This is a genomic window from Pseudomonas sp. YA1, from assembly GCF_058680555.1.
The window spans coordinates 96,598-107,622 of the sequence record NZ_JBZWBG010000024.1; the positions used below are offsets into that span (position 1 = coordinate 96,598).

12 protein-coding genes are annotated in these 11,025 nt (G+C 66.2%); 6 read left to right on the forward strand and 6 right to left on the reverse strand.

Annotation, left to right across the window (positions count from 1 at the left end; translation table 11 throughout):
- Nucleotides 1–82 precede the first annotated feature (82 nt).
- Genes AC4OR5_RS27490 through pdxJ form a run of 5 tightly spaced genes read left to right on the forward strand, consistent with a single transcriptional unit; the run spans nucleotide 83 to nucleotide 3,557 of the window.
- Nucleotides 83–460 carry a DUF4845 domain-containing protein gene (locus tag AC4OR5_RS27490; protein ID WP_003085562.1) on the forward strand — a complete coding sequence of 126 codons (378 nt, stop codon included), beginning with the start codon at nucleotides 83–85 and terminating at the stop codon, nucleotides 458–460.
- Nucleotides 457–1,146: a ribonuclease III gene (gene rnc / locus AC4OR5_RS27495; RefSeq protein ID WP_003085565.1), complete on the forward strand. Its 690-nt coding sequence runs from the start codon at nucleotides 457–459 to the stop codon at nucleotides 1,144–1,146. The genes AC4OR5_RS27490 and rnc overlap by 4 nt, the downstream gene beginning before the upstream one ends.
- Entirely contained in the window at nucleotides 1,139–2,056 is a 918-nt protein-coding gene (gene era, locus AC4OR5_RS27500; RefSeq protein WP_003085566.1) for a GTPase Era, read from the forward strand. The genes rnc and era overlap by 8 nt, the downstream gene beginning before the upstream one ends.
- A 60-nt stretch (nucleotides 2,057–2,116) precedes the next feature.
- The gene (gene recO, locus AC4OR5_RS27505) at nucleotides 2,117–2,818 is read left to right on the forward strand and encodes a DNA repair protein RecO (RefSeq protein ID WP_003085569.1); all 702 of its coding nucleotides are present in this window, start codon (nucleotides 2,117–2,119) and stop codon (nucleotides 2,816–2,818) included.
- On the forward strand, nucleotides 2,811–3,557 hold the full coding sequence (gene pdxJ, locus AC4OR5_RS27510; protein WP_023092190.1) for a pyridoxine 5'-phosphate synthase: 747 nt from the start codon (nucleotides 2,811–2,813) through the stop codon (nucleotides 3,555–3,557). Before recO ends, pdxJ begins: the two co-directional genes overlap by 8 nt.
- A gap of 90 nt (nucleotides 3,558–3,647) precedes the next feature.
- Here pdxJ and cmoB read toward each other — a convergent pair whose 3' ends face one another.
- From cmoB to lon, 6 genes are all read right to left on the reverse strand, one after another.
- Nucleotides 3,648–4,616, reverse strand: a complete 969-nt coding sequence (gene cmoB / locus AC4OR5_RS27515; protein WP_023092189.1) for a tRNA 5-methoxyuridine(34)/uridine 5-oxyacetic acid(34) synthase CmoB — start codon at nucleotides 4,614–4,616, stop codon at nucleotides 3,648–3,650.
- Nucleotides 4,613–5,353: a carboxy-S-adenosyl-L-methionine synthase CmoA gene (gene cmoA / locus AC4OR5_RS27520; RefSeq protein WP_003123029.1), complete on the reverse strand. Its 741-nt coding sequence runs from the start codon at nucleotides 5,351–5,353 to the stop codon at nucleotides 4,613–4,615. The genes cmoB and cmoA overlap by 4 nt, the downstream gene beginning before the upstream one ends.
- A gap of 104 nt (nucleotides 5,354–5,457) precedes the next feature.
- The gene (locus AC4OR5_RS27525; protein ID WP_003085577.1) at nucleotides 5,458–6,030 is read right to left on the reverse strand and encodes a hypothetical protein; all 573 of its coding nucleotides are present in this window, start codon (nucleotides 6,028–6,030) and stop codon (nucleotides 5,458–5,460) included.
- A gap of 131 nt (nucleotides 6,031–6,161) precedes the next feature.
- Nucleotides 6,162–6,914 carry a substrate-binding periplasmic protein gene (locus AC4OR5_RS27530; protein ID WP_009315260.1) on the reverse strand — a complete coding sequence of 251 codons (753 nt, stop codon included), beginning with the start codon at nucleotides 6,912–6,914 and terminating at the stop codon, nucleotides 6,162–6,164.
- Between the two features lie 98 nt (nucleotides 6,915–7,012).
- Nucleotides 7,013–7,417: a protease inhibitor I42 family protein gene (locus AC4OR5_RS27535; protein WP_003085581.1), complete on the reverse strand. Its 405-nt coding sequence runs from the start codon at nucleotides 7,415–7,417 to the stop codon at nucleotides 7,013–7,015.
- 110 nt (nucleotides 7,418–7,527) lie between these two features.
- Nucleotides 7,528–9,927 carry an endopeptidase La gene (gene lon, locus AC4OR5_RS27540; protein WP_003085583.1) on the reverse strand — a complete coding sequence of 800 codons (2,400 nt, stop codon included), beginning with the start codon at nucleotides 9,925–9,927 and terminating at the stop codon, nucleotides 7,528–7,530.
- A 190-nt stretch (nucleotides 9,928–10,117) separates the two neighbouring features.
- On the opposite strand from lon, the gene AC4OR5_RS27545 reads away from it, so the two are divergent.
- The gene (locus AC4OR5_RS27545) at nucleotides 10,118–10,870 is read left to right on the forward strand and encodes an AraC family transcriptional regulator (RefSeq protein WP_043104356.1); all 753 of its coding nucleotides are present in this window, start codon (nucleotides 10,118–10,120) and stop codon (nucleotides 10,868–10,870) included.
- Nucleotides 10,871–11,025 lie beyond the last annotated feature (155 nt).

Genomic DNA, 11,025 nt, shown 5'->3' on the forward strand with positions numbered 1-11,025 from the left:
TTCCGCGAACGCCGCCGCAGGGCCCTGCCCGATGGCGTTACCGCTCGCTGGACGGAATAACTACACTGACATGAGGTCCGACATGAGGTTCGCGCGTTCGCAGAAGGGGATGTCCCTGCTGGGGTGGCTGGTGGTGCTGGGCGTGGTGGCGTTCTTCGCCAGTGCCGCATTCAAGATCATCCCGCACTACATGGATTACTACTCGCTGGAGAAGGTGATCACTTCCGTGGAGACCGACAAGGCGGCCGAGGTGCGTTCCGTGCCGGAGTTCTACAGCTACGTCGGCAAGGGGATGCAGATCAACGGCATCCGCAACCTGGACCTGGAGAAGGCCCTGGAGGTGCAACTGGAAGACAACCAATTCCGGGCGCACCTGAAATATGAAAAACGCGAGCCACTGATCAGCAACATCGACCTGGTGGTCCACTTCGACAAAGAATTCCGTGTACGCATGCCGTGAGTAATTCGCTGGACCGACTCGAGCGCAAGCTCGGCTATACCTTCAAAGACCGGGACCTGATGGTCCTGGCCCTGACCCATCGCAGCTACGCCGGGCGCAACAACGAGCGCCTGGAGTTCCTCGGTGACGCCATTCTCAACTTCGTCATCGGCGAGGCGCTGTTCCACCACTTCCCGCAGGCTCGCGAAGGCCAGCTTTCGCGCCTGCGCGCGCGACTGGTCAAGGGCGAGACCCTGGCCCTGCTGGCGCGCGGCTTCGAGGTGGGCGACTACCTGCGGCTGGGCTCGGGCGAGCTGAAGAGCGGCGGGTTCCGCCGCGAGTCGATCCTCGCCGATGCGATGGAAGCCCTGATCGGCGCCATCTACCTGGATACCGGCATGGACTCCGCACGCGAGCGGATCATCGCCTGGCTCGGACCGCAACTGCGCGAGCTGACCCCGGTGGACACCAACAAGGACCCCAAGACCCGCCTGCAGGAGTTCCTGCAGTCGCGTGGCTGCGACCTGCCGCGCTACGAGGTGGTGGATATCCAGGGCGAACCCCATTGCCGGACCTTCTTCGTCGATTGCGAAGTGGCCCTGCTGAGCGACAAGACCCACGGGCACGGCGGCAGCCGCCGCATCGCCGAGCAGGTGGCCGCGGCCGCCGCGCTGGTGGCCCTGGGCGTGGAGAATGGCCATGACTGACATGCACGACGACATCCCCGCCGGCAGCCGTTGCGGCTACGTGGCGATCGTGGGGCGCCCCAATGTGGGCAAGTCCACCCTGCTCAACCACATCCTCGGGCAGAAGCTGGCGATCACCTCGCGCAAGCCGCAGACCACCCGTCACAACATGCTCGGGATCAAGACCGAGGGCGAGGTGCAGGCCGTCTACGTCGATACGCCCGGCCTGCACAAGAGCGGCGAGAAGGCCCTCAACCGCTACATGAACCGTACCGCCAGCGCGGCATTGAAGGATGTCGACGTGGTGATCTTCGTGGTCGACCGCACCCGCTGGACCGAAGAGGACCAGATGGTCCTGGAGCGCGTGCAGTACGTCAGTTGCCCGGTGCTGATCGCGGTGAACAAGACCGACCGCATAGAGGAGAAGGCCGACCTGCTGCCGCACCTCGAATGGCTCACCCAGCAGTTGCCGAAGGCCGAGGTAGTACCGATCTCGGCGCAGCACGGGACCAACCTGGACGTGCTGGAGAAGCTGGTCGCCGAGCGTCTGCCGGAAAGCGAGCACTTCTTCCCCGAAGACCAGATCACCGACCGCAGCAGCCGCTTCCTGGCCGCCGAGCTGGTCCGCGAGAAGATCATGCGCCAGCTCGGCGCCGAGCTGCCCTACCAGATCACCGTGGAGATCGAGGAGTTCAAGCAGGAAGGTCGCATCCTGCATATCCATGCGCTGATCCTGGTGGAGCGCGAGGGGCAGAAGAAGATCATCATCGGCGACAAGGGCGAGCGGATCAAAAGCATCGGCCAGAACGCGCGCAAGGACATGGAAGTGCTGTTCGACTCCAAGGTCATGCTCAACCTCTGGGTCAAGGTCAAGGGCGGCTGGTCCGACGACGAGCGTGCCCTGCGCTCGCTGGGCTACGGCGACCTCTGACCGTTCCCGGCAGCCCGGCGCCAGCCGGGCGCCATTCCTCTCGCGCCCGGTCGACCCGCCATGTCCTTCGCCGCCGCCCAAGCCACCTACGTGCTGCATAGCCGGCCGTACAAGGAAACCAGCGCCCTGGTGGACTTCTTCACCCCGTTGGGTCGCCTGCGCGCGGTCCTGCGCGGCGCCCGCGGCAAGGCTGGCGCCCTGGCGCGGCCATTCGTGCCGCTGGAAGCGGAGTGGCGCGGGCGCGGCGAACTGAAGACCGTGGCCCGCCTGGAAAGCGCCGGTATTCCCAACCTGCTCAATGGCCAGGCGCTGTTCAGCGGTCTCTACCTCAACGAGCTGTTGATCCGCCTGTTGCCGGCGGAAGACCCGCAGCCGGAAATCTTCGCCCACTACGCCGCGACCCTGCCGCTGCTGGCGGCGGGGCGACCCATCGAACCGCTGCTGCGCGCGTTCGAATGGCGCCTGCTGGAGCAACTGGGCTATGGTTTCGCTCTCGATGTCGACATCGATGGGCGCCCGATCGAGCCGCAGGCGTTGTACCAGCTTTTGCCAGAGGCCGGCCTGGAGCCGGTGGCGCAGCTGCAACCCGGGCTGTTCCAGGGCTCCGAACTGTTATCCATGGCCGACGCCGACTGGAGCGCCCCCGGCGCCCTGGCGGCGGCCAAGCGCCTGATGCGCCAGGCGCTCGCTCCCCATCTGGGCGGCCGGCCGCTGGTCAGCCGCGAGCTGTTCATGAACCGTAAGGAGTCACCCCGTGACTGAAGCCACTCGAATTCTGCTCGGCGTGAACATCGATCACGTCGCCACCCTGCGCCAGGCCCGGGGCACCCGCTATCCGGACCCGGTGAAGGCCGCCCTGGACGCCGAGGAAGCCGGCGCCGACGGTATCACCGTGCACCTGCGCGAGGACCGCCGGCATATCCAGGAACGCGACGTGCGGGTGCTCAAGGAAGTGCTGCAGACGCGGATGAACTTCGAGATGGGGGTCACCGAGGAAATGCTCGCCTTCGCCGAGGAGATCCGGCCGGCGCATAGCTGCCTGGTCCCCGAGCGCCGCGAGGAACTGACCACCGAGGGCGGCCTCGACGTCGCCGGCCAGGAACAGCGCATCCGCGACGCGGTACGACGCCTGGCTGCGGTGGGCAGCGAAGTGTCGCTGTTCATCGATCCCGATCCGCGGCAGATCGAGGCCTCCGCCCGGGTCGGCGCGCCGGCTATCGAACTGCATACCGGTCGCTACGCCGACGCCGAAGACCCCGAGGAGCAGGCCCGTGAGCTGCAGCGGGTACGCGAGGGCGTGGCCCTCGGGCGTTCCCTCGGCCTGATCGTCAACGCCGGGCATGGCCTGCACTACCACAATGTCGAGCCGGTCGCGACCATCGACGGCATCAACGAGCTGAACATCGGCCACGCCATCGTCGCCCACGCCCTGTTCGTCGGCTTCAGGCAGGCGGTGGCCGAGATGAAAGCGCTGATGCTGGCCGCGGCGACCAAGCGCTGAGGCAATCGCGCCCCGCTTGCCGTCGACCTGCGGGGCGGATGAAGCCATGAAAAAAAGCCCATCCGAGGATGGGCTTTTCCCTATTTGCTGTCAGGGCTTGCGCGCCACCAGCGTGGCGCGCATCGGTGCCGGCAGGCCCTCGACGGTTCGCGAACGGTCCTGCGGATCGAGGAATTCCGGCAGCGACTGGAAACGCATCCATTCGGTGGAGCGTTGTTCCTCGACGCTGGTCAGGCTGACGTCGACGCAGCGCGCGTCGGCGAACCCGGCGCGGCGCAGCCAGAGCTCCAGGGCTGCCACCGAGGGCAGGAACCAGACGTTGCGCATCTGCGCGTAGCGGTCCTCGGGCACCAGCACGGTGCTGGCGTCGCCTTCCACCACCAGGGTCTCCAGGACCAGTTCGCCGCCGCGCTTCAGGCAGTCCTTGAGCGCCAGCAGGTGGTCGATGGGCGAGCGACGGTGATAGAGCACACCCATGGAGAACACCGTGTCGAAGCCTTCGAGCTTCTCCGGCAGGTCTTCCAGGGCCAGCGGCAGGTGCCAGGCCGTCAGCTCCGGCAGGTAGCGCTTGGCGGCGAGGAACTGGCAGAGGAACAGCCAGTTCGGATCGACCCCTACCACGCTTTCCGCGCCGGCGCCGAGCATGCGCCACTGGTAGTAGCCGTTGCCGCAGCCGACGTCGAGGACGCGTTTGCCACGCAGTTCGACATGCGGCGAGACACGCTCCCATTTCCAGTCGGAACGCCATTCGGTATCGACCTGTACGCCGAAGAAGTCGAACGGCCCCTTGCGCCAGGGAATCAGCCCTTGCAGCGCTTCCTTCACCTGCGCTTGCAGCGCCGCATCGTGGTCGCTGTGCAGGGCGAAGCGCTGGGCCAGTTCGACCTTCGGCGCGGGCACCTGGGGCAGGCGCTGGACCGCGCTCCACCAACGGGCCAGGTCGCCGTGGCCTTCCTCGATGCGCGCGGCGATCTGCGCGGGCAGGCTGGTCGCCCAGCCGTACAGCGGCGAGCCGGCGAGGTGTCGCTGGAGGGCGTCGAGGGCGAGGTGCTGGATCATGGCAGGGCGATCATCGAGGCGAAGTTGAGACACTGGAACCATTGGCTGACCCGGCTGAAGCCGGCGGCCAGCAGCCGTTCACGGTGTTCCTCGAAGGTGTCGGGGAGCATGACGTTTTCCAGCGCGCTGCGTTTCTGCGCGATTTCCAGCTCGCTGTAGCCGTTGGCACGCTTGAAGGCGATGTGCAGGTCGGTGAGCAGCGCGTGCTCCTGCGCATCGGCGAAGCGCAGTTTCTCCGAGAGGATCAGCGCGCCGCCGGGCAGCAGTGCCTGGCGGATCCTGCGCAGCAGGCCGAGGCGCTGGTCGGGGGCGACGAACTGCAGGGTGAAGTTCATCGCCACCAGCGAGGTGGGTTGCAGGTCCAGGGCGAGAATGTCGGCCTCGATCAGCTCGACCGGCAGCAGCTCCTGGTACATGGCGTCCTGGGCATGCAGGTATTCACTGCAGCGCTCGATCATCGCGTGCGAGTTGTCCACCCCGATCACCCGGCAGCCGTCGTTGCGGACGTGGCGGCGCAGCGACTGGGTGACCGCGCCGAGCGAGCAGCCGAGGTCGTAGAGCACGCTGTTCGGCTGGGCGAACTGCGCGCCGAGTACGCCGATGTTCTCGACGATGGTGGGGTAGCCCGGCACGGAGCGCTTGATCATGTCGGGGAACACGCGCACCACGTCTTCGTTGAATACGAAGTCGGCGACACGTTGCTGGGGTTGGGCGAACAGGCGATCGGACTCGCTCACGCGGGTGACCTCGGGCATCACGGCTTTTCAGGGGGCCGAATTGTAGCCGAGGGACGAGCGTCGCCCAACTGCGCGGCGACGATTCACCCATGCGCGCAGGCGAATCACCTGAGCTTGTCGGAGAAGTACTCTCCCGCGCCCTGCAGCGGACCCAGCGGGTTTTTCTTGTCTTCCAGGCGATGGATGTTCGGTTCGCCGTTGCTGACCTTGTGCACCAGCACGTCGTTGACGAAGACGAACACTGCCTTGAACGACCAGCCCTGCAACTCCCGTTTCTTGCGGAAGTTGAACACGTCCGCCCAGAAGCTGCCGACCCGCTGGGTGTCGGTCTTGCTGAAATCGAAGGCGTAGCCGATGCAGCGGTCCTTCGCTTCCAGGCATTGCACCAGGCCGCCCGGCAGGTAATCGATGGGGATGTTCGGCTGGATGAACATGAGCCGCACGTCGATGAACGACAGCATGCGGCCGTTGCCCTGGGTCAATGGATCGAAACCCAACCCGAACAGCTGCGAACGGGTCGTGCTGCCGGGTTGCGCCTGGGAATAGCGCAGTTCGGCATCGAGGTAGTCGACGAAGGGGGATTGGACTTCCGCTCGTTCGCTGGGCAGCAGGCTGCCGCAGGAGGAAACGAAGACAGTGGATGCCCAGAGCAGTGAGTAACGAAGAGCGGTGCCCATGACGCGCCTCCTTTCGGTGCCGTCGTAGATTGAGTAATAGACGACGCCAAAAAGGCCTGCCGGAATTTATTCAATCGGCTGAAAGCAGCGTGGTTGCTGGTCTGGCGGCGGATTTCCGGCGGCCCGGAAAGTCATTCGAAAGAAAGCCTATAGCGCTCGCCGAGGACCTTCAGGGTGCCTTCGCGACGCAGTTGGCGCAGCCCTTCGTCGAGTTCCGCGAGACGCGCGTCGACCTCCGGCAGGTGCGGACTGAGGCCGACGTGCAGCGGCTGCCGCCCGGGCAGTTCGCCAGCGCGGCGGACCTGTCCGGCGAGCTGCGGATGATGCTCCAGGTAGTGCTCGATGATGTCGCGGTCTTCCAATAGCACGTCGATGCGGCCGAGCAGCAGTTTCTGCAGGTTGCGCGGCAGCACGCGCTCGCCGCCGAGGACCTGCAGGTGCAGGTCGTCGTCGCCGGCCTGGCTGCGCCAGGCTTCGAAGCGCGGATTGTTCACGTAGCCCTGGGCGAGGCCCAGGCGCTGGCCGAGCAGGGATGCATCGCCGGAGTAGCGCCAGTCGCTGTCGTGGCGGGTGTAGAAGGCCAGCCCGACCCAGCCGATGGGCTCGCTGCCGACCCGCAGGCCGTCGAGTCCATAGGCGCCGACCAGGCCGTCGCGATGGCCGTCGCGGACCATCTGCACGGCGCGCGGCCAGGGCAGGCTGTCGAAGTGCGGTGGCTCCCGAAGGACCTGGCTGAGCGCCTCGACCAGGTAGCCGGGCCGCTGCGGCGTGCCAGGGCACAGGTAGGGGCAGCCGTCGTCGCCTGCGAAGCGCAACGGTTCGGCCAGCGTGGGCAGCGGAGCGGCGCAGGACAGGGCGAGCAGGACGAAGGAGGCGCGGAGCATGGAGTCCTCGGGGCGACGGGGCCTGTCAGGATAGGCCAGGTCGCCACGGCGCAGGACGTCGGTCTTCGTACAGAATGTGTCCGCCGGGGGCAGCGGTTTCAGCGCACCTGGATCGCGCAGGAAAAGCTTTCCGCCGGTTCCGCGTCCTTTTCCCAGGGCCGCCGGTAGACCAGTTCCAGGCGGTCGTCGCCGCTGGCGGCGACGCGGAAGCGCCAGGTCGATTCGCCGCCGCTGCCAACCAGGCCGCTGTCTTCTTCGGAATTGCTGTAGACCTCCGGGCCAAGGCGCTTGAGCACACTGGCGGCGGGGTTGCGCAGTTCCCAGCGGAAGCCGGTGGTGGGATTGCTCGGCAGGGTCAGCACCAGTTCCTGGCCTTGCGTCAGCTTCAGCGGCGAACAGTCGTCGGCGTCGTCCAGGGTGACCACCGGCTTCTGTTGCCCGGCGCAGCCGGCCAGGACCACGATGGACAATGGCAGCAGCAGACGGGAGGGGGAAAAGGACATGCAGCGCTCCTCGGCTCGAATGGAAAGGGCGCCAGCATAAACCCTGCCGGCGCCCGAGCGCCAAGGTTGGCGCGGCGGATGGCCGAACCGGTCGGCCATCCGCCGCCGGCTCAGGCCGGGAACAGCACCTTGGCCACGTCGCCGTAGCGCTTGGCGAAATGCACGGTGAGCCCTTCCTTGAGATAGTCGGGCAACTCTTCGAAGTGGCCGCGGTTGGCTTCCGGCAGGATCAGCTCGAAGATCTTCTGCCGGCGCGCGGCGATCACCTTCTCGCGGACCCCGCCGATGGGCAGGACCTGGCCGGTCAGGGTCAGTTCGCCGGTCATCGCCACGCCTTTCTTCGGCACCTGGTTGCGCGCCAGGGAGAGCAGGGCGCTGGCCATGGTGACGCCGGCGCTGGGGCCATCCTTGGGCGTGGCGCCTTCCGGCACGTGCAGGTGGACGAAGGCCTGGTCGAAGAAGGTCGGGTCGCCGCCATACTTCTTCAGGTGCGAGCCGATGTAGCTATAGGCGATCTCGGCGGATTCCTTCATCACGTCGCCGAGCTGGCCGGTGAGCTTGAAGCCACGGTTCAGCGTGTGGATGCGGGTCGCCTCGATCGGCAGGGTGGCGCCGCCCATGCTGGTCCAGGCCAGCCCGGTGATCACGCCGATCCCGGAAAGCACCTGCTCGCTGCGGAACACCGGCATGCCGAGGTAGTCCTCGAGGTCCCTGGGACCGATCTTCACCTTCGACTCGGGATCCTCCAGCAGCTTGACCACCGACTTGCGCACCAGCTTGCCGAGCTGTTTCTCCAACTGGCGCACCCCGGCTTCCCGCGCATAGCCCTCGATCACCGCACGCAGCGCGGCATCGCTGATGCTCAGGCGGCCCTTGGGCACGCCGGCCTTTTCCAACTGCTTGGGCCACAGGTGACGCTTGGCGATGGCCAGTTTTTCCTCGGAGATGTAGCCGGACAGGCGGATCACTTCCATCCGGTCGAGGAGCGGTCCGGGGATCGAGTCGAGGGTGTTGGCGGTGCAGACGAACAGCACCTTGGACAGGTCCAGGCGCAGGTCCAGGTAGTGGTCGAGGAATTCGACGTTCTGCTCCGGGTCGAGGGTTTCCAGCAGCGCCGAGGCCGGGTCGCCCTGGTAGCTGGCGCCGAGCTTGTCGATTTCGTCGAGCATGATCACCGGGTTCATCACCTCGACTTCCTTCAACGCCTGCACCAGCTTGCCGGGCAGGGCGCCGATGTAGGTGCGGCGGTGGCCCTTGATCTCCGCCTCGTCGCGCATGCCGCCGACGCTGAAACGGTAGAACGGCCGGCCGAGGCTCTCGGCGATGGATTTGCCGATGCTGGTCTTGCCCACCCCCGGCGGGCCGACCAGGAGCACGATGGAACCGGCGATCTCGCCCTTGAAACTACCCACGGCGAGGAATTCGAGGATGCGATCCTTGATGTCGTCGAGGCCCGCGTGATGCTTGTCGAGGACCTTGCGCGCATGCTTGAGGTCGAGCTTGTCCTTGCCGTACACGCCCCAGGGCAGGGCGGTGGCCCAGTCCAGGTAGTTGCGGGTGACGGCGTACTCGGGCGAGCCGCTCTCGAGGATCGACAGCTTGTTCAGCTCTTCGTCGATACGCTTGCGCGCCTGCTCGGGCAGCACCTTGCCTTCCAGGCGGGCGCGGAATTCGTCGGCGTCGGCGCTCTTGTCGTCCTTGGTGATGCCCAGCTCCTGCTGGATGATCTTCAACTGTTCCTTGAGGAAGAATTCGCGCTGGTGTTCGCCGATCTTGCGGTTGACCTCGGCGGACAGCTCCTTCTGCAGGCGCGCGACTTCCACCTCCTTGCGCAGCAGCGGCAAGACCTTCTCCATCCGCTTGAGGATCGGCACGGTGTCCAGCACTTCCTGCAGTTCGCCGCCGGGCGCGGTGGTCAGGGCCGCGGCGAAGTCGGTGAGCGGCGACGGGTCGTTGGGACTGAAGCGGTTCAGGTAGTTCTTCAGTTCCTCGCTGTACAGCGGGTTGAGCGGCAGCAGCTCCTTGATCGCGTTGATCAGGGCCATGCCGTAGGCCTTCACTTCGTCACTGGGATCGATCGGGGTCTTCGGATAGTCCACCTCCACCATGAACGGCGGACGATGGCGCTTGATCCAGCCCCGGATACGCACCCGCGACAGGCCCTGGGCGACGAACTGCAGCTTGCCGCCCTCGCGCGAGGCATGGTGCACCCGGACCAGCGTGCCGTGCTCGGGCAGGCTGTTGACGTCGAAGTGGCGCGGGTCTTCCGGAGGATTGTCCATGAAGAACAGGGCCAGCGAATGGTGGTCGGTCTTGGCCACCAGTTCGAGGGTTTCCGCCCAGGGTTCTTCGTTGACGATCACCGGCAGCACCTGCGCCGGGAAGAACGGGCGATTGTGGATCGGGATCACGTAGAGGGTGGTCGGCAGGGTCTGGCCGGGCAGCACCAGGCCGGTGCCGGCGGGTTGCGCGTCGCTGATGTGTTCGGGATTAACGTCCTGGTCGCTCATGAGGCACCTGACTGACTGAAACATGAGAATCTAGATGGGGCCCCGGGGGCGGGTTTCAATCCCTGTCCGTTCAAGGATGTTGCCGAAGGTTTCCACGCAGCACGCGGTACGCGGGTACCACTTGCGGCAAGGTGCTGGGCAGCGTCGGGCAAGTCGAGTAGAGTGCGCAAAAATTGAGCAGTTGCCGTTCATGTTCGACACCCGCCTCATCTGTCTGCCCGACCAGTCGCACACCCACGCCCACGAACATCACCAACTGGTGATGTCGCTGGCCGGGCGCGCCGAATTCGAGGTCAATGGCTGTGGCGGGGAAGTCTGCCGGATGCGCGCCTGCCTGGTGCCGGGCGAGGCGGGCCACGTGTTCGCCGGGGTGGGCGACAACCGCATGCTGATCATCGACCTGGGCGAGGACAACCCGACCCCGGAAGACCCCGACCTGCTTGCGCGCCTGTTCGAGGCGCCGCGCTACCCGACCCTGGACGCCGACTTCCAGAACCTGCTCAGCTACGCCGGCGCCGAACTGGCCCGCTACGGCAGCGACCCGCTGCTGACCCGTGCCCTCGGCGGAGTGCTGATCCGCGCCCTGCACCTGCGCCTGTTCGGCGAGCAGCAGCCCCTGGCGGCCAGCGGGCCGCTCGACCTGGAGCGCCTGGACGCGTATATCGTGCGGAACCTGGCGCGACGCATCACGGTCGCCGAACTGGCCCAGGTCGCCTGTCTCAGCCCGAGCCATTTCCACGCGCAGTTCAAGGACAGCGTCGGCCTGACCCCGCACCAGTACCTGCTCAAGGTCCGCCTCGACTGCGCCGCGCGGTTGCTGCGGGAAAGCCGCCTGCCCCTGGTGCGGATCGCCGAGGAATGCGGCTTCTCCAGCCAGAGCGCGCTGACCACGGCGATGCGCCGCTACCTGGGGCTGACGCCGAAGTCGCTGCGCAAGGGCTGAGCGCCATCCGCCACCTTCGGCGGATAACCGCAGGCGGTTATTCGTATATGGACTCCTCCCGGTTTGCCAGTGTTTGTCTTGATTTCAAACCTGTGTACGACTGCATCCGTATATCCGGCTTCATGGAGTGGTGTTGCAACTCCCGAGCCCTGATG

Excerpts from the sequence above, each read along its gene's own strand:
- cmoB (WP_023092189.1), bottom strand. The coding sequence starts at position 4,616 with ATGATCCAGCACCTCGCCCTCGACGCCCTCCAGCGACACCTCGCCGGC.
- lon (WP_003085583.1), bottom strand. The coding sequence starts at position 9,927 with ATGAGCGACCAGGACGTTAATCCCGAACACATCAGCGACGCGCAACCC.
- AC4OR5_RS27535 (WP_003085581.1), bottom strand. The coding sequence starts at position 7,417 with ATGTCCTTTTCCCCCTCCCGTCTGCTGCTGCCATTGTCCATCGTGGTC.
- AC4OR5_RS27525 (WP_003085577.1), bottom strand. The coding sequence starts at position 6,030 with ATGGGCACCGCTCTTCGTTACTCACTGCTCTGGGCATCCACTGTCTTC.
- era (WP_003085566.1), top strand. The coding sequence starts at position 1,139 with ATGACTGACATGCACGACGACATCCCCGCCGGCAGCCGTTGCGGCTAC.
- AC4OR5_RS27530 (WP_009315260.1), bottom strand. The coding sequence starts at position 6,914 with ATGCTCCGCGCCTCCTTCGTCCTGCTCGCCCTGTCCTGCGCCGCTCCG.
- AC4OR5_RS27490 (WP_003085562.1), top strand. The coding sequence starts at position 83 with ATGAGGTTCGCGCGTTCGCAGAAGGGGATGTCCCTGCTGGGGTGGCTG.
- AC4OR5_RS27545 (WP_043104356.1), top strand. The coding sequence starts at position 10,118 with ATGTTCGACACCCGCCTCATCTGTCTGCCCGACCAGTCGCACACCCAC.
- recO (WP_003085569.1), top strand. The coding sequence starts at position 2,117 with ATGTCCTTCGCCGCCGCCCAAGCCACCTACGTGCTGCATAGCCGGCCG.